26 protein-coding genes are annotated in these 24,987 nt (G+C 67.9%); 17 read left to right on the top strand and 9 right to left on the bottom strand.

What is annotated here, in order from left to right; genetic code table 11:
* Position 1: 1 nt before the first annotated feature.
* Together IP93_RS10580 and IP93_RS10575 are read right to left on the bottom strand one after the other, a co-directional pair.
* Entirely contained in the window at positions 2-676 is a 675-nt protein-coding gene (locus IP93_RS10580) for a glycine zipper 2TM domain-containing protein (protein ID WP_144815454.1), read from the bottom strand.
* Positions 677-804: 128 nt separating this feature from the next.
* The gene (locus tag IP93_RS10575) at positions 805-1,242 is read right to left on the bottom strand and encodes an OsmC family protein (protein ID WP_144815453.1); all 438 of its coding nucleotides are present in this window, start codon (positions 1,240-1,242) and stop codon (positions 805-807) included.
* Between the two features lie 222 nt (positions 1,243-1,464).
* On the opposite strand from IP93_RS10575, the gene fusA reads away from it, so the two are divergent.
* The gene (gene fusA, locus IP93_RS10570) at positions 1,465-3,528 is read left to right on the top strand and encodes an elongation factor G (RefSeq protein ID WP_144815450.1); all 2,064 of its coding nucleotides are present in this window, start codon (positions 1,465-1,467) and stop codon (positions 3,526-3,528) included.
* 64 nt (positions 3,529-3,592) lie between these two features.
* On the opposite strand, the gene IP93_RS10565 is transcribed toward fusA, so the two are convergent.
* Both IP93_RS10565 and IP93_RS10560 read right to left on the bottom strand, forming a co-directional pair.
* Entirely contained in the window at positions 3,593-4,054 is a 462-nt protein-coding gene (locus IP93_RS10565) for a GNAT family N-acetyltransferase (protein ID WP_158636327.1), read from the bottom strand.
* Positions 4,055-4,094: 40 nt separating this feature from the next.
* Complete coding sequence (locus tag IP93_RS10560; RefSeq protein WP_144815446.1) at positions 4,095-5,105, bottom strand: hypothetical protein; 1,011 nt, start codon at positions 5,103-5,105, stop codon at positions 4,095-4,097.
* 110 nt (positions 5,106-5,215) lie between these two features.
* Between IP93_RS10560 and IP93_RS10555 the strand changes: the two genes are divergently transcribed.
* From IP93_RS10555 to IP93_RS10540, 4 genes are read left to right on the top strand one after another with little or no spacing between them, the layout of a single operon-like run.
* Positions 5,216-5,557, top strand: coding sequence for a helix-hairpin-helix domain-containing protein (locus IP93_RS10555; protein ID WP_144815445.1), 342 nt, complete (start codon positions 5,216-5,218; stop codon positions 5,555-5,557).
* A 56-nt stretch (positions 5,558-5,613) separates the two neighbouring features.
* Positions 5,614-6,180 (top strand): YceB family lipoprotein, encoded by a 567-nt coding sequence (locus tag IP93_RS10550; protein ID WP_144815442.1) that lies wholly within the window; start codon positions 5,614-5,616, stop codon positions 6,178-6,180.
* Between the two features lies 1 nt (position 6,181).
* Positions 6,182-6,868 carry a hypothetical protein gene (locus IP93_RS10545; protein WP_144815441.1) on the top strand — a complete coding sequence of 229 codons (687 nt, stop codon included), beginning with the start codon at positions 6,182-6,184 and terminating at the stop codon, positions 6,866-6,868.
* Positions 6,869-6,874: 6 nt separating this feature from the next.
* The gene (locus IP93_RS10540) at positions 6,875-7,390 is read left to right on the top strand and encodes a PIN domain-containing protein (protein ID WP_242006841.1); all 516 of its coding nucleotides are present in this window, start codon (positions 6,875-6,877) and stop codon (positions 7,388-7,390) included.
* 14 nt (positions 7,391-7,404) lie between these two features.
* Here the strand turns inward: IP93_RS10540 and IP93_RS10535 are convergent, their stop codons facing one another.
* The 3 genes from IP93_RS10535 to IP93_RS10525 form a co-directional block, all read right to left on the bottom strand.
* Entirely contained in the window at positions 7,405-9,675 is a 2,271-nt protein-coding gene (locus tag IP93_RS10535; protein WP_144815563.1) for a DUF5916 domain-containing protein, read from the bottom strand.
* Between the two features lie 245 nt (positions 9,676-9,920).
* Positions 9,921-10,751: a 3-hydroxybutyrate dehydrogenase gene (locus tag IP93_RS10530; protein ID WP_144815438.1), complete on the bottom strand. Its 831-nt coding sequence runs from the start codon at positions 10,749-10,751 to the stop codon at positions 9,921-9,923.
* Between the two features lie 126 nt (positions 10,752-10,877).
* The gene (locus IP93_RS10525) at positions 10,878-11,411 is read right to left on the bottom strand and encodes an SET domain-containing protein (RefSeq protein ID WP_144815436.1); all 534 of its coding nucleotides are present in this window, start codon (positions 11,409-11,411) and stop codon (positions 10,878-10,880) included.
* An 88-nt stretch (positions 11,412-11,499) separates the two neighbouring features.
* Between IP93_RS10525 and IP93_RS10520 the strand changes: the two genes are divergently transcribed.
* From IP93_RS10520 to IP93_RS10475, 10 genes are all read left to right on the top strand, one after another.
* A complete protein-coding gene (locus tag IP93_RS10520) occupies positions 11,500-12,516 on the top strand; it encodes a VIT1/CCC1 transporter family protein (protein WP_144815433.1) in 1,017 nt (338 codons plus the stop codon).
* 76 nt (positions 12,517-12,592) lie between these two features.
* Positions 12,593-13,207, top strand: a complete 615-nt coding sequence (locus IP93_RS10515; RefSeq protein ID WP_144815431.1) for a cytochrome C — start codon at positions 12,593-12,595, stop codon at positions 13,205-13,207.
* Positions 13,208-13,375: 168 nt separating this feature from the next.
* Positions 13,376-13,834 (top strand): SUF system Fe-S cluster assembly regulator, encoded by a 459-nt coding sequence (locus IP93_RS10510; protein ID WP_144815428.1) that lies wholly within the window; start codon positions 13,376-13,378, stop codon positions 13,832-13,834.
* Between the two features lie 16 nt (positions 13,835-13,850).
* Positions 13,851-15,317: a Fe-S cluster assembly protein SufB gene (gene sufB, locus IP93_RS10505; protein ID WP_144815425.1), complete on the top strand. Its 1,467-nt coding sequence runs from the start codon at positions 13,851-13,853 to the stop codon at positions 15,315-15,317.
* Between the two features lie 2 nt (positions 15,318-15,319).
* Positions 15,320-15,514 (top strand): tautomerase family protein, encoded by a 195-nt coding sequence (locus tag IP93_RS10500; RefSeq protein WP_144815423.1) that lies wholly within the window; start codon positions 15,320-15,322, stop codon positions 15,512-15,514.
* Positions 15,515-15,524: 10 nt separating this feature from the next.
* Complete coding sequence (gene sufC, locus IP93_RS10495) at positions 15,525-16,289, top strand: Fe-S cluster assembly ATPase SufC (protein WP_144815420.1); 765 nt, start codon at positions 15,525-15,527, stop codon at positions 16,287-16,289.
* A gap of 1 nt (position 16,290) precedes the next feature.
* Positions 16,291-17,592: a Fe-S cluster assembly protein SufD gene (sufD, locus tag IP93_RS10490; RefSeq protein ID WP_144815418.1), complete on the top strand. Its 1,302-nt coding sequence runs from the start codon at positions 16,291-16,293 to the stop codon at positions 17,590-17,592.
* A gap of 2 nt (positions 17,593-17,594) precedes the next feature.
* Positions 17,595-18,869, top strand: a complete 1,275-nt coding sequence (locus IP93_RS10485; RefSeq protein ID WP_144815415.1) for a cysteine desulfurase — start codon at positions 17,595-17,597, stop codon at positions 18,867-18,869.
* Positions 18,870-18,951: 82 nt separating this feature from the next.
* Positions 18,952-19,599 carry a GNAT family N-acetyltransferase gene (locus tag IP93_RS10480; RefSeq protein WP_242006840.1) on the top strand — a complete coding sequence of 216 codons (648 nt, stop codon included), beginning with the start codon at positions 18,952-18,954 and terminating at the stop codon, positions 19,597-19,599.
* Between the two features lie 162 nt (positions 19,600-19,761).
* Positions 19,762-20,085 carry a Rieske (2Fe-2S) protein gene (locus tag IP93_RS10475; protein ID WP_144815413.1) on the top strand — a complete coding sequence of 108 codons (324 nt, stop codon included), beginning with the start codon at positions 19,762-19,764 and terminating at the stop codon, positions 20,083-20,085.
* A gap of 66 nt (positions 20,086-20,151) precedes the next feature.
* On the opposite strand, the gene IP93_RS10470 is transcribed toward IP93_RS10475, so the two are convergent.
* Positions 20,152-20,919 (bottom strand): oxygen-binding di-iron domain-containing protein, encoded by a 768-nt coding sequence (locus IP93_RS10470; protein WP_144815410.1) that lies wholly within the window; start codon positions 20,917-20,919, stop codon positions 20,152-20,154.
* Positions 20,920-21,200: 281 nt separating this feature from the next.
* On the opposite strand from IP93_RS10470, the gene IP93_RS10465 reads away from it, so the two are divergent.
* Positions 21,201-23,396, top strand: coding sequence for a TonB-dependent receptor (locus IP93_RS10465; protein ID WP_144815407.1), 2,196 nt, complete (start codon positions 21,201-21,203; stop codon positions 23,394-23,396).
* Positions 23,397-23,465: 69 nt separating this feature from the next.
* Entirely contained in the window at positions 23,466-24,134 is a 669-nt protein-coding gene (locus IP93_RS10460) for a PepSY-associated TM helix domain-containing protein (protein WP_158636326.1), read from the top strand.
* 50 nt (positions 24,135-24,184) lie between these two features.
* Here the strand turns inward: IP93_RS10460 and IP93_RS10455 are convergent, their stop codons facing one another.
* Positions 24,185-24,835, bottom strand: a complete 651-nt coding sequence (locus tag IP93_RS10455; protein ID WP_144815403.1) for a HutD/Ves family protein — start codon at positions 24,833-24,835, stop codon at positions 24,185-24,187.
* Positions 24,836-24,987: the final 152 nt, after the last annotated feature.

Genomic DNA, 24,987 nt, shown 5'->3' with positions numbered 1-24,987 from the left:
ATCAGTCCGGCCGCACGTCCACGCGCACGCGGATACGGTCGCCGGGGTGGTAGTGGGTGCGGCTGGTGTAGCGGCGGCCACCGTACTCGTACGTCACGTCATACGCGTTGACCGCACGGTCGGTGCTGGCATAGCGCCCGTCCACCGGCTCCGGATCGCAGACCCGGGTGGTGGCGGTGCGCTGGCGATGGCTCTGGTCGTAGATCTGCTTGCCGGCCAGGCCGCCCACCATCGAGCCGATGGCCGAGGTCGCGTAGCGCGCCGAGCCGCCGCCCACCTGGCTGCCGACCACCGCGCCCACCACGCCGCCGATCACCGTGGCCATGGTGCTGCCGGCCTGGGTGCCGCCCTGGCTGCCGGTACGGTAGTTGCCGTACTGGTCGTAATAGCCGTCGCGGCGCTGGTCGCGATAGCCGTCATAGGCGCGATCGTTGCGGTACGGGTCGTAGCTGCCACCGGCGTACACCGGGCTGTCGTAGCAACGCTGGCCGCGCGCCGGGGTGTAGCCGGACTCGAACACCGGATCGACGCGGATCACCCGCGCGTAGTCGGACTGCGACGTGCCCGCATAGCTGTCCGGGTAGTCGCCACGGCCGGCGTCGTAGGACTGGGCCGACGCGGTGCCGACGGTGGCCGCGAGCGCGAAGGCGAGGGACGAGGCGAGAAGGCGGTTCATCATGGCTCCCACACGCCGGGATGGCGTGGAGTGATCCTCGGGCGCGTGCGGTTAAACCCGGCTGAATCCGCCTCACGGCGGCGCGACGCATTCAGGCCTGCGACAGCCAGTCCGCACCGCGCTCCGCGTCAGCTGACCAGCATCGCCGACAGCGTCACCGGTACCGCCAGCGTGCGCGAGATCACGCAGCCGGCCTTGGCCGATTCGGCGATCTCCTCGAACTGCTCGGGGCTGATGCCGGGCACCTTGGCGTTGACCACCAGGTTGACCCCGGTGATCGTCGGGCCGGGGTCCTTGCCCGGTTCCATCGTCACCTCGGCACGGGTCTGCACGTTGTCGGCGGTGAACCCCGCCTTCTCCAGCGTGGCCGACAGCGCCATGCTGAAGCAGCCCGCGTGCGCCGCCGCCAGCAGTTCCTCGGGATTGGTCCCCTTCTCATCGCCGAAGCGGGTCTTGAACGAGAAGTTCTGATGGGCGAACAGCCCGCTCTGCGGCGTGCTCATGTTGCCCTTGCCCGCCTGCAGCCCGCCCTGCCACATCGCTTCCGCGTAACGCTTGAAGGCCATTTCGCCACTCCTTGTCGTGAGGGACACACAGCCTACCGCCGCGAGTGTTAAGCCCGCGCCCCGCCGCCCGACTTGACCCCAGGCCCCCACGGCGTGATCTTTGCCTCCCGGCCCCCGCGCCGGCACCCCGCCATGACCGCCCGCCGAGCGCCCACCGCTCCGGCGCGAAGCGCGGACAGCCATGACGGCCTTCCCACCCTTGTCACAGGGAGAAGTCCGCTCATGTCCTACAGCACAACCTCCATCCGCAACGTGGCCCTCGCAGGCCACCCCGCCGCCGGCAAAACCACCCTGTTCGAAGCCCTGCTGCAGACCGGCGGCACCCTCCAGACGGCAGGTACGGTCGAGCGCGGCAGCACCGTCTCCGACTTCGACCCGATGGAGAAACAGCGCGGCCATTCCATGGATGCCGCCATCGCCAGCATCGACCACGGGGCCGCTTCCGGGCAGCACGTGCACCTCAACCTGATCGACACCCCCGGCTACCCTGACTTCCGCGGCCCCGCACTGTCCGCGCTTGCAGCGGTGGAGACCGTGCTGGTGGTGGTCGACGCCGACCTCGGCGTGGAGTACGGCACGCGGCGCATGCTGGAGTACGCCAAGGCGCGCAACCTGTGCCGCGCCATCGTGATCAACAAGATCGACCACGCCGATGCCGACCCCGCTGGCGTGCTGGCAGTATTGCGCGAGGGCATCGGTGCCGAATGCCTGCCGCTGAACCTGCCCGCCGAGGGCGGCAAGCGCGTGGTGGACTGCTTCGGCAGCAATGCGGGCGACAGCGACCTCGGCCCGGTCGCCGAGTGGCACCAGAAGATCATCGACCAGGTGGTGGAGATCAACGAGACGGTGATGGAACACTACCTGGACCTGGGCGAAGGCGGCCTGTCCGGGCAGGAGTTGCACGACGCGTTCGAGCAGTGCCTGCGTGAAGGCCACCTGGTGCCGGTGCTGTTCTGCTCTGCGCGCAGCGGCGTAGGTGTGAAGGAACTGCTGGACGTAGCCGAGCGCCTGTTCCCCAACCCGGCCGAGGCCAACCCGCCGGCGTTCCACAAGCTCAACGGCCACGGCCCCGAACCGGTCGACGCCCACCCCGATCCGGACGCGCACGTCATCGCCGACGTGTTCAAGATCGTCAACGACCCCTTCGTCGGCAAGCTGGGCGTGTTCCGCGTGTACCAGGGCACGGTGAAGAAGGACACGCAGCTGTTCGTCGATGACGGCAAGAAGCCGTTCAAGGTCGGCCACCTGTTCAAGCTCAAGGGCAAGGAGCACGTGGAGATCGACGAAGCGGTGCCCGGCGACATCGCCGCGGTGGCCAAGGTCGACGAACTGCACTTTGACGCGGTGCTGCACGACAGCTTTGATGCGGACCGGATCCACCTGGCGCCGCTGGACTTCCCCAAGCCGATGTTCGGCCTGGCCATCGAGGCGGCGAGCAAGGGCCAGGAGCAGAAACTCGCCAACGCCCTGCACAAGCTGGCCGAGGAAGATCCGTGCTTCCACGTGGAGCACGAGACCGAAACCAACGAGACCGTGGTGCGCGGCCTGTCCGACCTGCACCTGCGCGTCAACCTGGATCGGCTGAAGGAGCGCTACGGCGTGGAGGTGAAGTCACGCCCGCCGCGCATCGCCTACCGCGAGACCGTGAGCAGCAAGGCCGAGGGCCACCACCGGCACAAGAAGCAGACCGGCGGCGCGGGCCAGTTCGGCGAGGTGTTCCTGCGCATCGAGCCGCTGCCGCGCGGCAGCGGCTTCGAATTCGTCGACGAGGTCAAGGGCGGGACGATTCCCGGACAGTTCCTGCCGGCGGTGGAGAAAGGCGTGCGCCAGGTGCTGCAGCATGGCGCGATTGCCGGCTACCCGATGCAGGACATCCGCGTGATCGTGTACGACGGCAAGCACCACCCGGTGGACAGCAAGGAAGTGGCGTTCGTGGCCGCGGGCAAGAAGGCGTTCCTCGATGCGATCGCCAAGGCGCGGCCGCAGGTGCTTGAGCCGATCGTGGACCTGGAGGTCAGCGCCGCGGAGCAGCACATGGGCGACATCAGCGGCGGACTGGCGGGCAAGCGCGCGCGCATCAATGGGACCGACGCCGCGCGCGGCCACGAGATCGTGGTCAAGGCGCAGGTGCCGCTATCGGAGTTGGAGGGCTACGCCGCGGAACTGAAGTCGGTGACGGCGGGGCGTGGGCGCTACTCGCTGGATTTCAGCCACTACGAGCCGGTGCCGGCGCAGGTGCAGAAGAAGCTCACCGAAGCCTACAAGCCGAGGGTGGAAGAGGACTAGCCGACGTGTGTACTGCCGCCGCCCAAGCGGTGGCAGCACAAGCGATTGCGGCGAGCTGGATGCGTCAACCGACGACATCCGGATCGAACGCCATGGGCAGGAACTGCAGCCCATCGACGGACTGCACCTCAGCCGTGGCCTCGAACCCAAGGCGGCGGTACACCGGAACCGCGGACAAGGTTGCGTTCACCGTGATGCGAGGGCCATCTGCTTCGGCCTGTATCCATTGCCACAACAACCGGCCGATGCCCTGCTGGTGCGCTGATTCACGCACGAACCAGTGGTACAGATGGCTGCGGTCACGCAACGCGGCCACGCCCAGCAGATCGCTGCCACGCACGGCCACGACGTAGCTGAAACGCGGCAATCCGATGCGGTCACGGGTGGCCGCTGGCCCCAGGGCCTCGACAAACGCCACGACGGCCGGTGCGTCCGGATCCGCCACGATATGGTGCAGCAACCCGCGGACCAGGCCACTGATGGCGTCGGCGTCAGCCGCTGTTGCGCGCCGCAACGTCACGTCCACGCCGGCCCCTGGGCGCTGCGTCGCGGGAGGCCGGCACGCGTCAACCATCCGTCCGGCTTCCGAGCGCCTCGCGGAAGCGCGCAGGCTCATCGATCGCCAGATGCACCCGCTCCACGCGCCGGGCGCCAAACAGGGTCTGCAGTTCAGCGCCGTCGCGCAGCACCAGGGTCAGGTTGGCCGACGCCGTGCCCACGAAGCGCATCGCGTGTTTCGCGCGGCGCGGGCGCTGGTTGGAATTCTCGATCGACGCGATGGCCGCGTACGGCACCACCACGTCACCCAGCACGCCGCTGCGGATGTGCAGGCCGTCGCCTTCAAAGGTGGTCGCGCGCAGCAACGTGGCTCGGTATTCGGCATACAGGAAAGCCAACCCGTAGACACTCAGCGCCGACACCACCAGTGCCAGCGTGGGGTTGTACAGGTGCAGCAGCACGTGGGCGATGGGAATCTCGGCGGCCACCAGCACCACGAACGCCAGCTGGTTGGCGGCATTGGCATCATGCCGGGCACCGAGGAACGCCGGCTGCGTAAACTGGAACCGGTCCTGTTTGTGGACGAACAGGTACATCCACATGCGCGCGTCGGCCTGCAGCAGGCGCGCGATGCCTGCGTCCTTGACGCGCTTGAGGATGACGGCATTGACCGCCGTCTCCAGGTTGGGTGCCGCGCGGGCCCTGGCGATGTCCGCCAACACGGTGGTGAGCAGCGTCAGTTGCACGATGACCAGCGCCGCCAGGTAACCCCAGCGCACCTGTTCCAGCCAGCGCCAGGCGTCCTTTTCGCCATCGGGAATGATCCACGCGCCAGCCAGCACGCCGAACGACAGCAGCGCGAACACCGCCAACACCGCCTTCTTCAAGGGCGGCCGGACCAGCAGCAGGTACAGCGCCGGCACCAGCAGGAACACGTCCACCGCCACGGCCCACTCCGGGAACGGCCCGGCGGCCCGTGCCGGGTACTGCGACGCGATCAGGTAGTTGCCGAGGTACACCAGCAGCGCCGAGGCCGCGAACCACGGCAAGGCATGGGGATTGCGCGCGTCTGCGTTCATTGACCGTCCTTGTGGGGGCGTGCCGCCGCCGCATGGCGAAGGCACGCGGGCATTATCGCGCGGTGTCGTGGGCGTAAGCTTGCACCACAGGTCATGCCTCCCCGCCCCCTATGCCCAAAGCCACCCGTGCCGCCGAGGCCCGCCACCTCACCGACATCCCCAACATCGGCCCGGCCATGGCGGGCGACCTGCGCCTGCTGGGCATCGAGTCGCCGATGCAGCTGGACGGGCAGGACCCGGTGGCGCTGTACCTGCGCCTGTGCCGGCTGACCGAGGTGCGCCACGACCCGTGCGTGCTGGACACGCTGATGGCGGCAGTGGCCTTCATCGAGCGCGATGACGCGCGGCCGTGGTGGGCGTTCACCGAGGCGCGCAAGCGCGACTGGCCGGCTGTGGAAGCGCAATTACCCCACCACCTGCGCCGCCCCACCTTGCCCTCTCCGCGCCGCTAACCCACCATTCCCCCCTTCCGCCTAAGGCGGGGACTCCACCTCATCGGGAAATCTCCATGCGCCGTCCGCTGCTTGCCGCCCTGTTCGCCCTGCTCGCCGCCGTGGGCATTGCCGGCTGCTCCACGATCAACGCGGTGGGCGCGCTGCTGGGCAACCAGCTCACCTTCACCCCGCTGCAGTTGCAGGGGTCGCTGGACCGCAACTTTCCCAAGCGTTACGACAAGCTGGGCGGGCTGGTGTCGATGACGCTGATGAACCCGCGCCTGTCCATCCCCCAGGGCAGCAACCGGTTGCGCGTGGACTTCGACGTGGGCGTCGGGGCACTGGGCAGCGACAGTTCGCGCCCCAGTGGTCGCTTCGGCCTGTCCAGTGCGCTGCGCTTTGACCCGTCCACCCGCGGGCTGCACCTGGAACAGCCGGCGCTGGAAAACGTGGACGTGCCTGCGTTTGGCGGCGTGATGAACACCAGCACGCGCCAGATGCTCAATACCTGGCTCACCGACTACGCGCGCACCGAGCCGGTCTACCGCTTCGACAACACCCTGCTGGACCGCCTGGGCTCCCGTCGCGTCGGCACGACGCAGATCCAGAACGGCCTGGTCGTGGTCAACCTGGACAACTGACATGCCCCTGCTCCGCCCCGTTTACCTGCTGCTGGCCTGCGCCCTGCTATCCGCGTGCGGCGGTGACGATGCCGCAAACGCCAAGGGCGCCAACGGTGCGGCGGACGAGGCGCTACCCGCTCCGGCTGGCACGTCCGGCAGCGTCACCGGCATGCCCGACCAGCCCGGCCCTGGCCCGGTGGGTGCGCAGGGGGTGGAACCTGCGCCCGTCTCCGTGGACGCCGACGGCAACCCGCTGCTGCCGGCCGACGCACCGGTGGACGGCGTGCCTGCCGACGGCCTGGCGGTGGACGGTGTACCGGCCGAAACTGCCACCGAACCCGGCCCCACCGAGGCGGTGGGCCTGGTCCGCGACTACTACGCGGCGATCAACCGCGGCGATTTCGCCCGCGCCTATGCGCTGTGGTCCGACGGCGGCCGCGCCAGCGGGCAATCGCCACAGGATTTTGCGGCCGGATTCACCGACACCGTGGGCGTGTCGGTGCAGATCGGTACGCCGGGCGCAGTGGAAGGCGCGGCCGGCTCGCGCTACGTGCAGGTGCCGGTGACGCTGGTCGCCCGGCAGCGCGACGGCAGCGAACGTGCCTTCGCTGGCAGCTTCACGCTGCGTCGCGCCGTGATCGATGGCGCGACCGACGAACAGCGCGCTTGGCGCATTGCCAGCGCGAACCTGCGCGAAGGCGGCTGAGCCGGCGTGGGCACGACCCCGCGCGTGGTGCTGGACACCAACGTCTGCCTGGATCTGTTCGTGTTCGACGACCCACGCGTGGCACCGCTACGCGCGGCGTTGCGCGCTGGCAACGTGGTCGCGGTGACCGATGCCGCCTGCCGCGAGGAATGGCAGCGGGTATTGGAGTACCCCGCACTGGGGCTGGATGCGGCGCGGCGCGAAGTCGCCAGCATGGCGTTTGATGCAGTGGTGCAACTGTGGTCGCAATGCAATGGCACAGGCGAAAGCGCTTGCAGCACCGTCGGCACCATCTCTGCCCCCGGCCGTGACCCCACCGCTGCCGCCTCGCCACGTCTGCCCCGCTGCGCCGACCCCGACGACCAGAAGTTCCTGCAGCTGGCCCACGCCTGTGGCGCACGCTGGCTGCTCAGCCGCGACGACGCGCTGCTGGCGCTGGCCCGCCGCTGCGAGCGCGACGGGCTGTTCGCGATCCTCGCGCCACAGGCGTGGTCGGCCGACGTCCTGATCACGCCGTGCTGATCAGGACACGCTGATCACAGCTCAAAACGGTACGACAACTTCACCAGCAACTGCTCGCTGTCACGCAGGCTGAAGCTGTCACGCCACTGCTCGTCCGTACCGGCGGAGAACTCATCCAACATGTAGCCGCCACGGCCGTACACCACGTACAGGTGCGACAGCGGCGCCAGCTCGTAGCGGTAGCGCACCTGGAATCCGAGGTTGCGCAGGCTGAAATCGGTGACCGGCGCGCCGGTCGGCTCCACCGCCTGCGCGCGGCCGCCGGGCTGCACTTCCACCGCCTGCTTGAGCTCGGCGTCCAGGCCGATGGCCTGCAACTTCACCCGCAGTTCCTGGCGCTGGCCGATCGCCCAGTTCATGCCCGCCGACAGCGACAGCGCGCGCTCGCGATAGCGGCCGACGATGTTGTCGTACTGCCACACCAGCCAGTCGGGGGTCAGCTCCGTCGACAGGCCGGCGAACACGTTGAGCGCGTCGCTGACGTAATAGGTCGGTTCGATGTAGGTGTCCAGGCCCAGCTGCCGATTGCCCGAGAGGCCACCACCGCTCACCGACGCCTCGGCCTTCCATGACCAGTCCCCCTTGCGCGGACGGAAACGCTCCCAGTTGAGGCTGGCGTTGGGCGGGCGATACAACGCGTTGCCGCCGCGGGTCAGCAGGTCATCGTACGAGGCACTGTTGACGTTGAGCTGCGCGAACTCATCACCGCCATCGCGGCGCTGGCTCTGCGCGATGGCGCGGAACTGCCTCTGCAGGCGCAGGCCATCATCGTTGTCGATGCCGATCGCGCGCAGGCGCAGGTCGACGGAGGAATAGGCGCTGTTGGCCGGCAGGTTGGAGAAGCGCCGGCTGACTTGCCAATGACCGTAATTGAGGTCGTTGCGCGACAGGTAGCCGAAATCGTTGATCTCGAACGCGCCGCCGAAGTGCATCGCCAACCACTGCTGGCGCCAGCGCGGGTTCATCTCGTAGTTGACCACCAGCGTGGCGCCGACATCGCGGCTGTCGTCGGCCACCACTGTCGGCACGCCGCCCACTTCCAGCGTGTTGTCATCGCGGATGTCGCTGACCACCGCGTTGGCCACCACCGTGACCTTGTCGCCCGCCTTCCAGCGGTGGTCCACGCCCACCACGCTGGCCTCGCGCTGCAGCCACGGCCGGTCCACGTGGGTGGCCAGCAGCCCCATCGAATGCGCGCCCAGCTCGCGCTGCAGGCGCAGCGCACTGAACGAGCGCCCCGCGTCACCTTTTTCCTCGGCAAGCATCAGGCCGTAATTGGTCGCGCCCAGGCTGCCGTTGAGCTTGACCGCCGCGGCAATCTCGGCCGGGCCATCGCCATCATCCGAGTGGCCGCCGACGCGGCGGGTGTAGATCAGCTGGCTGTTGTCCAGCAGCAGACCGAAGTCGAACACGCCCTGGTTTTCGGTGAAGAACGGGCGCTTGTCGCTGAAGAAGCTCTCCTCGGCACCGAAGTTGATCACCAGGTCGTCGCTCTCCACCTGGCCAAAGTCCGGGTTGACGGTGGCGGTGAGCTGGGTCTGGCCGTTGGGCTTCCAGAAGATGTCGGCGCCGGCATCGAACTGCTGGCCGCCGCCCACCTGGTCGTGCACGCCCACCACGTAAGGGGTCACCGCCAACAGCGACTGGGTGTACGTGGCCACCTCCACCTTCTCGAAATCGGACAGATAACGCGGCCGCACCCAGTTGGCGTTGACCGAGGCCACGCGCTCGCCGGTGGCGCCGATCACCCGGTCCATGTATAGGCCGATGGTCCGGGTGTCGCCGTCGGCCTTGCGCATGGGCGCGATGTACCACGGGATCAGGATCTCCACGCTCCAGCCCGCGTCGTCCTCGGTCACCGCGTGCTGCCAGTTGCCGTCCCAGTCGTTGCGGAAGCTGTTCTCGTTGGTGACGATCTCGTCGGCGATGCCATCGGCCAGCGTGACCATGAAGTTGTAGCCGGTGCGGCCGTCGCCATCGAAGTCCACCCCTACGTTGACCCGGTCCATCGGTGCGCTCTCGTCGCGGCGCGTGCGGTGGCGCGTGCGGGGTGCGTCGGCCGACTGCTGGTTGCGGAAGGCGATGGCCAGCCCTTCGGGGGTGGCCTTCACCCAGGCCTCGGTGGGCTGCGGCGCCGAGCCCCACGACAGCGGTTGGGTCAGGCGGAATTCGGTGACGTGGCGGGCATCCGCCCATTCTGCCGGGTCGATGCGACCATCGATCTCCAGCGCCTGGGCGGGTAATGCGAGGGCGGAGAGGATGGCGAGGGCAAGGCTTGAGCGCATGGCGTGCGGCGGGCCGTCAATGGCAGGAGTGGTGCGCATCGTACCGGTCACTTCGCGTGCTGCCGTCTGGCACAAGTCACGGCAACCTTTTGCCGTTCCGGCGCATCGGACCCGCCCTGCGTGCCGCCAAAACCGCCACGGGCCCGAGCGACGGGTCATTCCCCGCCCTTGCCTCCTTCAGCCCGTACCGGCAGAAGAAGCGTGGCGGGCGTCACCCGCGGTGGGGCAACGTCCCGCCCAAGGGGCTACTGCATGTGCCAGCCGTGGCTGATCACGAAGCTCTGCCCGGTCAGCGCCGCGCTGGGGAATTCGGTGAGGAAGCGCACCGTCTGCGCCACGTCCTCCACCGTGGTGAAGATGCCGTCCACGGTACCGCCCAGCATCACCCGGCTGACTACTTCCTCCTCGCTGATGCCCAGCTCGCGTGCCTGCTCCGGGATCTGCTTGTCCACCAGCGGCGTGCGCACGAAGCCCGGGCACACTACGTGGCTTCGCACGCCACGCTTGCCGCCTTCCTTGGCCAGCGTGCGCGACAGGCCCAGCAGGCCGTGCTTGGCGGTCACATAGGCCGACTTCAGCGGCGAGGCCAGGTGCGAGTGCACCGAGCCCATGTAGATAACCGTGCCGCCGCGCGGCTTGCCGTCGGCGTCCTCGGCGTACATGTACGGCAGCGCCGCCTTGGTGGTCAGGAACGCGCCGTCGAGGTGGATGGCCAGCATCTTCTTCCAGTCGGCGTATGCGAACTGCTCGACGGGATTGACGATCTGGATGCCGGCATTGGAGACGAGGATGTCAATGCCGCCGAACTGCGCGGCCACGCCATTGATGCCGTTGTTGACCGCGTCCTCGTCGGTGACATCCATCGCCAGGCCGACGGCGCGGCCGCCGGCAGCGGCGATCTCGGCAGCGACCGCGTCAGCGCCCGTCTGGTTGAGGTCAGCGATGGCCACGATGGCGCCACCACGCGCCAGTTCCTGCGCGATCGCCTTGCCGATGCCGCTGGCCGCGCCGGTGACGACGGCGACCTTGCCTTCGATCGAACGCGATCCGGTCGAACTCATTCCAACAGAACCCATGGGGGACTCCTCGTGCCGTCCGCCGCGTGGCGGACCCGGTGATGACGGCGCCCATGCTGGCAGGCGCGTGTTACGCCAGTGTCGCGTGTCCGCCCGGCAACGACCATCGCCCTTTGGTACGTGGGCTCAGCCCTGCATCGCATGGCGACGCAGCTTCTCCGCCTTCTCCGCTTCCTGGCGTGCCTTCTTCTTCTCGGACTTGGGCTGCAGCATGGTGCCAGTGCATGCCGGCGAGCCACAGCGGCACGCCCAGATTTCCTTCAGCCGTTTGGTGTGCTTCTCGGCCAGGGTGATGCCGTAGTTGTACGACAGCTCCTCGCCCTTGGCGATGTCGCGGATGGCCTCGATGAACACCCGGTCCTTGCGCCGGTCGTCGCCCTCGTCCTCTTCCAGCACCGCCTCGCAGTTGGGGTCGCAGCTGTGGTTGATCCACTTCGCGGTGCCGCCTTCGAAGTTGGCGTCGATCACGTACTCGTCGTTGATCGTGAACAGGAACGTGTGGCCGGAGTCGGCATCACCGGTGTCGCCGGCATCCACCTCCTCGTGCGTGCGGCGGCGGCCCTTGTACTCGACGACGCGCTCGCCCTTCTTGATGGCGGCGGTGGCGAACACCCCGTTGCCGTGGATGGCGGAACGGCGGGCGGCGATCTTGCTCGGCATGGGCGGGTCCGGTGGGGTAATGGGTTGATTCTCGCCTACGCAAGGCATTTGCCCAAGTCATACACTGCAGCCAGCACAAGGAGGCCCCATGGACGCACGCGCGCACTGGCAGGAAGAGATGCAGTCGGCCTGGCTGTACCGGCAACTGGCGAAGGCCGAGCCGGAGCGGCGGGTCGGCGAATTGTTCACCCAACTCGCCGCCGAGGCCGAAACCCAGGCACGGCAATGGTGGCCCGAAGGCGATCCGGCCAGCCTGCAGCCCGAAGCGCGCGCGAAGCTGGCGGCCGCGCTGGCGCGCAAGGTCGGCCCGCGCCGGATCAAGCCGTTGCTGGTCTCGCTCAAGGTGCGCGGCCTGTCCGCCTATGGCATGGCGCCGCCCGGCCATGCCATGCCGCAAAGCCTGGACGACGTGGGCCGCGGCCACCGCCAGTTCGGCGGCGGCAACCTGCGCGCGGCGGTGTTCGGGATCAACGATGGGCTGGTGTCCAACGCCAGCCTGATCCTGGGCATGGTCGGCGCATCGGCGAGCACCAGCACGGTGCTGACCACCGGCATCGCCGGCCTGCTGGCGGGCGCGATGTCGATGGCGGCCGGCGAGTTCGTGTCAGTGCGTTCGCAACGCGAGTTGTTCGAACACCAGATCGCGCTGGAGCGCGACGAACTGGAGAAATACCCCGAAGCCGAAGCCGAGGAACTGGCGCTGATCTACCAGGCGCGCGGGGTGTCGCTGGACGAGGCGCGCGCCTTCGCCAAGCGGCTGGTGGCCGACCCCAAACACGCGCTGGACGTGCTGGCGCGCGAGGAACTCGGGCTCAACCCGGACGAACTGGGCTCGCCGTTGGGCGCCGCGCTGTTCTCGTTCGGCGCGTTCACCGTGGGCGCGCTGGTGCCGCTGGTGCCGTTCTTCCTCGGCCGGCAACTCCCCTCGGCCGCCTTCGTCGGCGCGGCGCTGGCCGCCGTCGGCCTGTTCGCCACCGGCGCGGCGATGAGCCTGCTGTCCGGGCGCGGGCCGCTGCTGGGTGGGCTGCGGATGCTGGCCATTGGCGGCGGCGCGGGGCTGCTCACCTACTTCATCGGGTCGCTGGTGGGCGGCGGGGCTGGCTGAATGCCCGCTTTGCGCGGCATGTCCGGTACGGCAGAGGCAACGCGTTACCCCGGGTTCACTCCCAGCCTCGTCGCACATGAACAAATACGCTTTCCCTGGCGTCGCGCTCGCCACCACCCTGATCCTGTCGGGCTGCCAGCAGGCGCCCTCCGCCGTGGCCGCCCCGGTCACATCGGCCGCCACCCACACGGCCCCGACCGACGCGGAGCTGCTCGCCCGCGGCGAGTACCTGATCCGCACCTCCGGCTGCAACGACTGCCACACCCCCGATTACGGCCCGCGCCAGGGCCAGGTGCCCACTTCGGAATGGCTGGTGGGCTCGCCGCTGGGCTACAAGGGCCCGTGGGGCACCACCTACGCCACCAACCTGCGCCTGCGCCTGGCGGACATGGACGAAACCCAATGGCTGGACTACAGCGCCACATTGAAGACCCGGCCGATCATGCCGGACTTCGCGGTGCGCGCGATGACTGCCGAGGACCGTCGCGCCCTGTACCGGTTTGTCCGTTCGCTAGGCCCGGGCGGTCAACCGGCGCCTGAATTCGTGCCGCCGGACCAGCCGGTGCAGCCGCCGTACTTCGAACTGGTGATGCCAACCCCGCCGGCCGGTGTCCCTGCCAACACCGCGGCTCCTGCGGTGGGTAGCGTTCCGGCAACCGACGCCGCACCCAAGGCCCCGTCCCGGGGTTGATCCGGCCCGCAATGCCGCATCGGGCCGGCTCCAGGCATTCGCCTGACCGGCCAAGCTGAACCCCATACCGCCCGAGAATGCTCCCTCAGGGCAACCGGCGTCCCCGTGCTTGGCCCCGGGGCGGATAAAACGTACAATTCCGGTACGGATTACTCTTCCCAACCGGCCATGCTCCGCGTCACCAAGCTCACCGACTACGCGACGGTCGTCCTGACCGTCCTCGCCGCCCAGTCCGATGCCGTGCTCAGCGCATCGGAACTGGCCGAGCGCGCGGGCCTGGAGCCGCCCACCGTCAGCAAGCTGCTCAAGCCGCTGGCGCAGGCCGGGCTGGTGGAAGGCTTCCGTGGCGCCAATGGCGGCTACCGCCTGGCCCACCCCGCCGACGCCATCACCCTGTTCGATGTCGTCGAGGCCATGGAAGGACCGCTCGGCATGACCGAGTGCAGCGTCCACGAAGGCAACTGCGGCATCGAAGAGCACTGCGGCATTCGCGCCAACTGGCGGCGGATCAACGATGTCGTGGCCGATGCCCTGCGTGCCGTGACCCTGGCGCAGATGCTGCAACCGCCCACGCCCCCCGCCCCCAATCCAGCGAAGCGCATCGACCTGCGCCTCGCCACCGCTTGAAACAGTAGGCAGCCCCATGGCCACCGAACTCACCGCCACCGCCCCGCTCGAGAATCGTGAGATCCACGAGCAGCTGGGCCGCAAATACTCCGCCGGTTTTGTCACCGATATCGAATCCGATTCGCTGCCCCCGGGCCTGAGCGAGGACATCATCCGCGCGCTCTCCGCCAAGAAGGAAGAGCCGGAGTGGATGACCGAGTGGCGCCTGGCCGCCTACCGGCACTTCCTCACCATGCCCATGCCCAACTGGGCCAAGCTCAACATCGGGCCGATCGACCTGCAGGCGCTGAGTTACTACAGCGCGCCCAAGGGCCCCAAGTACAAGTCGCTGGACGAAGTGCCGAAGGAGCTGATCGACACCTACGACAAGCTGGGCGTGCCGCTGCACGAGCGCGCCAAGCTGGCCGGCGTGGCGGTGGATGCGGTGTTCGACTCGGTGTCAGTGGGCACCACGTTCCGCAAGGAACTGGCCGAGAAGGGCGTGATCTTCTGCTCCATGTCCGAGGCCATCAAGGAGCACCCGGAACTGGTCAGGCAGTACCTGGGCAGCGTGGTCCCGGTGGGCGACAACTACTTCGCCGCACTGAACTCCGCGGTGTTCTCCGACGGCTCGTTCGTGTTCATTCCCAGGGGCGTGCGCTGCCCGATGGAGCTGAGCACCTACTTCCGCATCAATGCCGGCCACACCGGACAGTTCGAGCGCACGCTGATCATCTGCGAGGACAAGGGCCACGTGTCCTACCTCGAAGGCTGCACCGCGCCGCAGCGCGACGAGAACCAGCTGCACGCCGCGGTGGTCGAGCTGGTGGCGCTGGAAGACGCCGAGATCAAGTATTCGACGGTGCAGAACTGGTACCCGGGCGACGAGAACGGCGTCGGTGGCATCTACAACTTCGTGACCAAGCGTGCCGAGTGCCGCGGTGCGCGCAGCAAGGTCAGCTGGACCCAGGTGGAGACCGGCTCGGCCATCACCTGGAAGTACCCCTCCTGCGTGCTGGTCGGCGATGACTCGGTCGGCGAATTCTATTCGGTGGCGCTGACCCACCACCGCCAACAGGCGGACACCGGCACCAAGATGATCCACCTGGGCAAGCGCACCAAGAGCAAGATCATCAGCAAGGGCATCAGCGCCGGGCGCGGGCAGAACACCTACCGCGGCCTGGTCAAGGTCGGCAGCCATGCCGAGGGCGCGCGCAACCACACCCAGTGCGACAGCCTGCTGATCGGCAAGAAGTGCGGCGCGCACACCTTCCCCTACATCGAGGTCAAGCACCCCACCGCCACGGTGGAGCACGAGGCCACCACCTCCAAGATCAGCGACGACCAGATGTTCTACTGCCGTTCGCGCGGGATCAGCGAGGAAGACGCGGTGTCGATGATCGTCGACGGCTTCTGCAAGAGCGTGTTCCGCGAGCTGCCGATGGAGTTCGCGGTGGAGGCCAAGAAGCTGCTCGAGGTCTCGCTCGAAGGCTCGGTGGGCTGACCATGCCGATCGTCCGCATCGAAATGATCGAAGGCCGCGACCTCACGCAGAAGCGCGAGCTGGCCGAGGTGTTCACGCGCGAGATGGCGCGCATCTGCGGCTGCAGCGAAGCCGCCATCCACATCGTCTTCGACGACATCCAGAAGCAGGACTGGGCCATCGGCGGCCAGCTGCTCCACGACAAGATTCCGGGTTGAAACCAACGCCATGCTGAAGATCGAAAACCTCCACGTCTCCGTTGCCGGCAAGGAAATCCTCAAGGGCCTCACGCTGGACGTGCAGCCCGGCCAGGTGCACGCCATCATGGGCCCCAACGGCGCGGGCAAGTCCACGCTGGGCAACATCCTCGCCGGTCGTGACGGCTATGAAGTGACCGCCGGTTCGGTGAGCTTTGAGGGCCGCGACCTGCTGGCACTGGAGCCGGAAGATCGCGCCGCCGCGGGCGTGTTCCTCGCCTTCCAGTACCCGGTCGAGATCCCGGGCGTGAACAACACCTACTTCCTGCGCGCGGCACTCAATGCCCAGCGCAAGGCGCGCGGCGAGGACGAACTGGACTCGATGCAGTTCCTCAAGCTGGTGCGGCAGAAGCTGGCCGTGCTGCACCTGAAGGACGAACTGCTGCACCGCGGCGTCAACGAAGGCTTCAGCGGCGGCGAGAAGAAGCGCAACGAGATCTTCCAGCTGGCGCTGCTGGAACCCAAGCTGGCGATCCTCGACGAGACCGACTCGGGCCTGGACATCGATGCGCTGAAGGCCGTGGCCGACGGTGTCAACGCGCTGCGCACCCCCGACCGTGCGTTCCTGGTCATCACCCACTACCAGCGCCTGCTGGACTACATCAAGCCGGACGTGGTGCACGTACTGGCCGACGGCCGCATCGTCGAGACCGGCGGGCCGGAGCTGGCGCTGGCGCTGGAGGAGCACGGCTACGCGTGGATCAAGGAGCGCATTGCACCGGAGGCGGCGGCCTGACATGAGCGCACTGCTCGACTCCTTTGCCACCGCATTCGACGCGCTGCCCGCGCGCGACGCCGCCGGGCTTGGCGACAGCCGCCGCGCCGCGCTCGACGCCGTGCTGCGCGACGGCCTGCCCCACGCGCGCGCGGAGGCATGGAAGTACACGCCGTTGCGCTCGCTGGAGCGCCGCGCGTTCGCCGCGCCAGCGGAAACCCTCGCAACCTTCGATCCGGCACTGCTGGAAAGCATTCCCGCGCCGCGGCTGGTGTTCGTCAACGGTCGCCTCGACGGCGTGAACAGTGATACCTCGGGCCTGCCGGAAGGCGTGAGCCTGCAGCCACTGTCGGACGTGCTGGCCGGCAACGATGTGCGTGAGGCCAACTTCCTTGCCCGCCGCTTCGACCGTGGCGACGAGATATTCGCCCGACTCAATGCCGCGCTGGCCGACGAGGGCGTGGTGCTTCGCGCGGACACCGATGTCCGCAGCGACACACCGATCCACCTGGTGTTCATCGGCAGCGCACGCGGTGCCGCGGCTGACCAGGCGTGGCACCTGCGCCACCTGATCGAACTGCGCGAAGGCGCGGCACTGACCGTGGTCGAACACGTGCTCGGCGATGGCGCACACAACCACCTCGCCAACAGTCTCACCCACGTGCACCTGGCCAAGGGCGCCAAGCTGCGCCATGCCCGTGTGCAGGACGAGGCCACCGGTGCCACCCTGCTGGCCCGCACCGACGCGGTGCTGGCACGCGACACCGACTACCAGCGCCTGGACCTGGAGCTCGGCGCTGGCCTGTCGCGCCACGAACTCAACGTCGCGCTGCAGGGCGAATCGGCGCAGCTGCACGCCAACGGCGTGCTGCTGGCCAACGGCAAGCGCCACCTCGACACCCGCCTGGGCATCGACCACGTCGCCCGCGACACCGCTTGCGAGCTGACCTGGCGCGGCCTCGGCGCCGGCCGCTCGCGCGCGGTGTTCCACGGCGGCATCCTGATCCGCGAAGGCGCCGACGGCACCGCGGCCATGCTGTCAAACAAGAACCTGCTGCTCAGCGAAGGCGCGGAGATCGACAGCCAGCCGGTACTCGAGATCCACGCCGACGAAGTGCAGGCCGCACACGGCGCCACCGTCGGCCAGCTGGACCAGAACGCACTCTTCTACCTGCGCTCGCGTGGCGTTCCCGCCGAGCAGGCGCGCGCGCTGCTGACCGCCGCGTTCTGCCGCGAGACGCTCGCCGTGTTCGAAGATGCCGTGCTGCGCGAGACGCTTACCGCACGTCTCGACGCCGCACTGGCCCGGATGGAGGCCGCCTGAACATGGGCACGCTGACCGCCCCCGCCGCCATCGCTCCGGTGCACCCGGCCATCGCCGGCGACCACATCGACTGGGCCCGCATCCGCGCCGACTTCCCGCTGCTGCAGCGCGAAGTGCACGGCAAGCCGCTGGTCTACCTCGACTCGGCCAACACCGGGCAGAAACCCGCGGCGGTGATCGACGCGGTGGACGACTTCTACCGGCGTCACAACGCCAACGTCAGCCGCGCCGTGCACGCACTCGGCAGCGAGGCCACCGAGGCCTACGAGGCCTCGCGCCGCAAGCTGGCGAAGTTCCTCAACGTGCGCCACGACGAGCTGGTGCTGTGCAGCGGCACCACCTTCGCGATCAACCTGGTCGCGTACTCGTGGGCACTGCCGCGACTCAAGGCCGGCGACGTGATCGTGGTCACGCGCATGGAGCACCACGCCAACATCGTGCCGTGGCAACTGGTCGCCCAGCGTACCGGCTGCACGATCAAGGTCGCCGAGATCCGCGACAACGGCGAACTCGACCTCGACGCGCTGTACGCCCAGCTCACCCCCGAGGTGAAGCTGCTGGCCGTCACCCACGTCTCCAACGTGCTCGGCACGGTCAACCCGGTGCGCGAGATCTGCCGCGAGGCCCGCAAGCGCGGCATCACCACCGTCGTTGACGGCTCGCAGGCCGCGCCGCACCGCCCGCTGGACATCGCTGCCATCGGCTGCGACTTCTACGCCCTCACCGGCCACAAGATGGCCGGCCCCACCGGCACCGGCGTGCTGTGGGCCCGCAAGGAAACGCTGGACGCCATGCCGCCCTTCCTCGGCGGCGGCGAGATGATCAAGGAAGTGCGCTTCGACGGCACCGTGTTCAATGACGCCCCGCACAAGTTCGAGGCCGGCACGCCCAACATCGCCGGTTTCATCGGCCTGGGCGCCGCGGTGGATTACCTGTCCTCCATCGGCATGGCCAACATCGAGGCGCGCGAGCAGGCGCTGCTAGCCCACGCCACCGAGGAACTGTCGAAGATCGACGGCCTGCGCATCTTCGGCCGTGCCCGCGAGAAGGCGGCTGTGATCAGCTTCCAGATCGAAGGCGCGCATTCGCACGACCTCGCCACGCTGCTCGACCTGGAAGGCGTGGCGGTGCGCTCCGGCCAGCATTGCGCGCACCCGCTGCTGCAGTTCCTGGGCGTGGCCGCCACCTGCCGGGCCTCGTTCGCGTTCTACAACACCCACGATGAAGTGGACGCACTGGTGGCCGCCATCCACAAGACCCGACGCCTGCTCGGCTGACGCCAGCGCCAGTTTCCCCTGCAACTTGCGGGCCAGCCTACCCTCTGCCCTCTTGTCCCCCACTTGTTCAGACGGCTCCACCATGGAATCCAGCAGCGCCAGATCAGACCGCGACACGCAGACATCGGATCACCCGAACAAGCCGATGGCGGGTGGCGACGACACCGCCACGGTGGGCGCCACCGGACTGACACCGTTACCCGCAACGGGCGCACTGACCTTCCGCGCCGCCACGCCTGCCGACGTCGAGGCGCTGGTCGGACTGGTCGAATCCGCCTACCGCGGCGACAGCAGCAAGCAGGGCTGGACCACGGAGGCCGACATCCTGGGTGGGCGGCGCACCGGGGCCGACGACGTGGGCGCCTGCATCGACCGGCCCGAAAGCGTGGTACTCATCGCACAGCGCGATGGCGAACTCCTCGCCTGCGCGCACATCGCCATCGAGGACGGCGCCGGCTACTTCGGCATGTTCTCGGTATCGCCGACCCTGCAGGGCGGTGGCATCGGCAAGGCACTGATGGCCGAAGCCGAGCGCGTGGTGCGCGACGAATGGCAACTACCGGTCATGCGCATGACCGTGATCGACATCCGCGATGAACTGATCGCCTTCTACGAGCGTCGCGGCTACGTGCGTACCGGCATCAAGAAGCCCTTCCCCTACGGCGACGCGCGTTTCGGCGAACCCAAGCGCGACGACCTGCGCTTCGAAGTGCTGGAAAAGTCTCTATAGCTTCCGCACGGGCGCGCATCACGGCCTGAAGGCGGCTACCGGGCGTCCCGGGCACCGAGCGGGTATCGGGGAGCGAATGCCCGGGACACCCGGTAGCCGCCGCCCTGCTGAAGTCGCCCCTGAAGTACCCTTCCCATCAATTCGAATCAGGAACACCACCCCATGGGCGACTGGACCTTCGTTTGCGCCACCTCCCAACTGCTCCCCGGCGAATCGACGGTCGCCTGGGACGGCGACACGCCCATCCTGGTGGTCAACTACGACGGCGATTTCTACGCCATGGAAGACAGGTGCTCGCACGAGGACTTCGAACTGTCCGCGGGCAAGTTCGATGGCGAGGACGCCACCATCGAATGCGTGCTGCACGGCGCCAAGTTCGACGTGCGCGACGGGCGTGCGTTGTGCGCACCCGCCTACGAACCCGTGGTGAAGTTCCCGGTCAAGGTGGACGACGTCGGCATCTGGACCCGCGACGACCGCGAGTGATCGCGGCCCCCGCGCACGCCATGGCTTGAGTTGCTTCGCGACTCGCGTTGCCGCAAGGCCGGCGGATCACACCCTGTAGTCGGCCGGCCCCAGCAGGTCGATGCCGCATTCCAGCCGCTCCAACCAGGCGAGGAACTGGCCGATGGCCTCGCCACGGAAAGGCAGGCCGTGCTGCGGCACGATCATCTGCGGGTCCAGCTTGCGCACCATTTCCACCCACAGGCGCAGCACCCGGTTGGACCCCATGTAACGACGGTGGAAGCCGTCCATCTTCGCCACATGCGTGCCGAAGTCGCGGACGAACCCGTACGCCTCGCCACTGGGAATCAATGACGCGCCCACGTCACCCGAGAACAGGATCCGTGCCTGCGGGTCGTAGAAGCCAAAATTTCCCACCGAATGCAGGAAGTGAGCCGGCACTGCGCGAATCACCGCATTGCCCAACGGGATCAGCCCCCCTTCGTCCGGCAACAGCAGGTAGCGGTCCGCGCCGGTGTTCTTCATGTAGCCCGGCACGATGTGCGGCACGAACCGTCCCCACAGCTTGGAACACACCACCGTGGCCTGGCTGTACAGCAGCCACTTGTCCACCGCACCGATGATGTCCGGGTCCTGGTGCGAGCACAACACCAGGTCCACCTCATTGGGCTTCACGTACGCGGCCAGCGCCAGCATCAACGGGTTGTAGACCAGCGCACCGCCCGGATCGATCACCGCCGAATGCCTGCCGTCCTGGACCAGGAACTGGTTGGCCTGCACGCCGTCGTCGCCGCGCACAAGGTCGCTGAAGGCCACGCAGCGGTGGTCTCCGGACTCGAAAAGCACAAACGCCATGGGGGGGATCGCTACCGGATTTGTGAAAGGGGGCACTCTAGGTGGCGGTGGCGCGCGGCACTTTGATCATTCGCAAATTGCCTCCCGCGACCTTCGTCGCGCCCGACCTCGGCCCCGAGCGGTTTCAAGGCCACCCATCCCGCGATGCATGCCGGTTCGTCGGCCCGTCCAACGGCAAACCAGGTTGACTTGATCGAAATCACGTGCAATTCGTGTTGCGAATCATTATCATTCCGATCGAAACCTGACCCGGCCATCCCGGCCGATACCTGCTCAGAGCAATGAAGCCGCAACTCCTGAAAGGATCTCCCCTCGCCGTCGCCCTCTCGCTCGCCATCGCGTTCCCGGCTGCCGCCGCCGACGAGGGCGAAGGCCACGTCACCGTCGCGACCGCCGCCTCGGCCAACCTGGCCGCCCCCACCGACCTGGACAAGGTGGAAGTGCGTGGCTACCGCGCCGGCTACAACATCGAGGAAACCCGCACCGCGACCAAGACCAACACCGCGCTGATCAACGTGCCGCAGTCGATCACCGTGGTCACCGAGGACATGATCGACGACACGGGCATGCGCGGCCTGGCCGACGTCGTGCAGTACGTGCCCGGTGCAGGCATGGCCCAGGGCGAAGGCCACCGTGACGCGCCGGTGCTGCGCGGCAACACCTCCACCGCCGACATGTTCGTCGATGGCATGCGCGACGACGTGCAGTACTTCCGCGACCTGTACAACAGCGAACGCGTCGAGGTGCTCAAGGGTCCCAACGCCATGATCTTCGGCCGAGGCGGCACCGGCGGCGTGATCAATCGCGTGACCAAGCAGGCCGAGTGGGTCCCGACGCACGAAGCCTCCCTGCAGTTGGGCTCCTGGAACCGCCGCCGCCTGACCGGCGACTTCGGCCAGGCCGTCAATGAGGCCTTCGCCTTCCGCGTGACCGGCCTGTACGAGGACAGCGAAAGCTTCCGCGACGGCTTCGAGCTCAAGCGCTGGGGCATCAATCCAAGCTTTGCCATCAATGCCGGCGAGAACACCCAGATCCGTTTCGACCTGGAGCACTTCGAAGACGAGCGTGTGACCGACCGCGGCCTGCCGGCGTACGCCACGCCGTTCAACGGCCGCCGCTTGCCGGTGGACGCGGACCGTTCCACCTTCTTCGGTAGCGCCGCCAACAGCCCGACCACCCTTGAGCTGGATGCGCTCAACTTGATGGTCGAACACGACTTCGGCAACGCCGTGCTGCGCAACCGCACCCGCTATGCCGACTATGGCAAGTTCTACCAGAACGTGTTCCCAAACGGCGGCGCCCGCGTGTTCCCGGCGACGGGCGAACGGATGGTCGCCATCGCCGCCTACAGCAACGACACCCAGCGCGAAAACCTGTTCAACCAGACCGACCTGACATTTGACCTGCAGACGGGTGCAGTCAGGCACGGCTTCCTCGTCGGCCTCGAGTTCGGTCGCCAGGAGACCGACAACTTCCGCAAGACCGGCGCGTTCCCGTCCAACACCTGCTACAACAGTGCAGGCGCGTTCATCGCCACGACCTCCGCGTTCTGCGTGCCGCTGTCCAACCCGGGCTACAACGGGCCGGTGACCTTTGCCCAGAGCGCCACCGACGCTGACAACCACAGCGTGGCCAAGATCGCCGCGGCTTACGTGCAGGACCAGATCGAGTTCTCGCCGAAGTGGCAGGCCGTGGTCGGCGTCCGTTTTGACCGTTTCAAGGTCGACTTCCGCAACAATCGCAACGGCGCAACGCTCTCCACCACCGACAACCTGTGGTCGCCGCGCACCGGGCTGGTGTTCAAGCCGGTCGAAGACCTCTCGCTGTACGCCAGCTACGGCCTGACCTACCTGCCGCGCGCGGGCGAACAACTGAGCTCGATAACTGTCAGCAATGCCACCTTCGAACCGGAAGAGTTCAAGAACTACGAAATCGGCGCCAAGTGGAACGTGCTGCCACGCCTGGAGCTGAGCGCCGCCGCCTTCCGCCTTGACCACAGCAATGTGATCGTCCCCGGCGCCACCGCGGGCACCTCCATCCTTGTCGACGGCGAGCGTATCGAAGGCGTGGAAATTGGCCTGGCCGGCAACATCACCGACGCCTGGAGCGTGATGGGCGGCTACGCCTGGCAGGACGGCGAGATCCTCACGGCCACCAGCCGCGGCAACCGTCCGGCCAACCTTGCCGAACAGACCGCGTCGCTGTGGAACCGCTACAACTTCAATCAGCGCTGGGGAGCTGGCCTGGGCGCCATCCATCGCGGCGAAGTGTTCGCGCAGACCACCAACGCGGTCACCCTGAAGAGCTTCACCCGGTACGACGCGGCGCTGTTCTACTCGCCGACCGACTACCTCGATCTGCAGCTCAACATCGAGAACGTGTTCGACAAGAAGTACTTCGCGTCCGCGCACAACGACAACAACATCACCCCGGGCGCGCCGCGTGGTTACTACGTCACGGCCAACTTCAAGTTCTGACGGTCGCCACGCCATAGCCGCAGGGCCCGCACCGGCATGCGGGCCCTTTTTCTGATGCCCGGGAATCCGATGAACACCTCCACCTTCACCGCCAGCCTTGCAGCGCCCACTGCCCGCCGCCGCGGCAACACCGCCTACCGCTGGGTCCGCCAGCTACACCTGTGGATCGGCGCCTGGGGTGCATTGGCGGCGGTGATCTACGGGCTGACGGGCCTGGTGATGAACCACCGTTTCGGCGACGACGCGTGGCCGCAAGGCGAAACCCTGGAAAGCGGGCGGGTGGTGCTGGTGGTGCCGGCCGGGGCGCGCGACACCCCGGAGGCCCTGGCCGCATGGCTGGGCTCGGCCCATGGGCTGCAGCCGCAGGTCATCCGCAAGGGCAAGCCGGAGGCGGCGCGCCTGGGCGGCAACGAGGTCCGGCAACCGGCCAAGTGGAACCTGTCCGGCGGCACCGCGTCCAAGTCGTGGTCGCTGGAATACATGCCGGGCAACGCCACCGCGGAAGTGAAACAGTCTCGCCACGCGTTGCTGGCCGGCCTCAACCGCCTGCACAAGGGTGTCGGCGGCGGCTGGGCATGGATCGCACTTGCCGACAGCTTCGCCATCGGCATGCTGCTGCTGGGCCTTTCCGGCATCTGGATGTGGGCCCGCGGCCGAAGTGCCCGGCAGATGGCGGCCAGCGTGATGGGCCTGTCGGTGCTGGTGCTGCTGGTGGTGCTGGGGCCGGCGTTGCTCTGATCCCGGAGGGACGGGGCCACGCGGGCCCCGGGGTTGCCGGCGAAGTGCGGTCAGCCGTCCGCGCGCGGCGACAGGCGGATCATCAGGGCCTCGCCACCGCCATGCAGTACATGGCGCACGCGCGCGTCGCCGGCGCGGATGAGCGCCGTGTCGCCCATTGACAGCGTCGGCAGCTCAGGGGCGCGGTCAAAGGCGGCCTGCCCGGACAGCAGATGCACCGCCCACAGCCCGTGAGGCTCGGTGAAGATCACCATCGGCCCCACCAGCGGGCGATGCCACAGCCCGGCCTCGATGCGGTCACGCCGCCACATCAGGTTGAAGTCGTGGGTGGGGCCGTCGAGCAGTTCGCCGGTCAAGTTGCGTTCACCGGCAAACCGCAGCCGTTCATGCGGTGGGCGCAGTTCGTGGGTTTCGCCATCGTCGAAACGCAGGCGAACGCCGTTGCCGGATAGCAGCACCAGTTCCCGGTCGATGCCCGGAAACGAGGAGAACGCCGCGTCCTGCTCGATCTCGGCAATGGACAAGCGCCAGTCCCACTCGCTCACCGAGTCGCCTGGATCGACGCGAAAGCCTTCATTGGACAGGCCTCCGCGCGCGATCTCCCGCGTCCAGCCGAGCCGGTTGCGCCAACGCTCCCGTCGGTATTCGTTGGCGGGAATAACCAGCACGTGCCCACCCGCCTGCCTGCTGTCGGCCGCCATCCTTCCACTCCACATCGCCAGCCTGCCAGTCTAGCCAACCCCGACAGGACAAACGAACACGAAGATGTCGCCCGGCCGCACGTCCTGTGCGACCGGGCGATGCACTTCCTTGTCCGGGGCGCGCCCCGTTTCCCACACTCCTGTGGCTGGCG

The sequence above is a fragment of the Aerolutibacter ruishenii genome (assembly GCF_007830115.1).
Lineage (GTDB): Bacteria > Pseudomonadota > Gammaproteobacteria > Xanthomonadales > Xanthomonadaceae > Aerolutibacter > Aerolutibacter ruishenii.
This window is presented reverse-complemented; position numbering and strand designations above follow the sequence as displayed.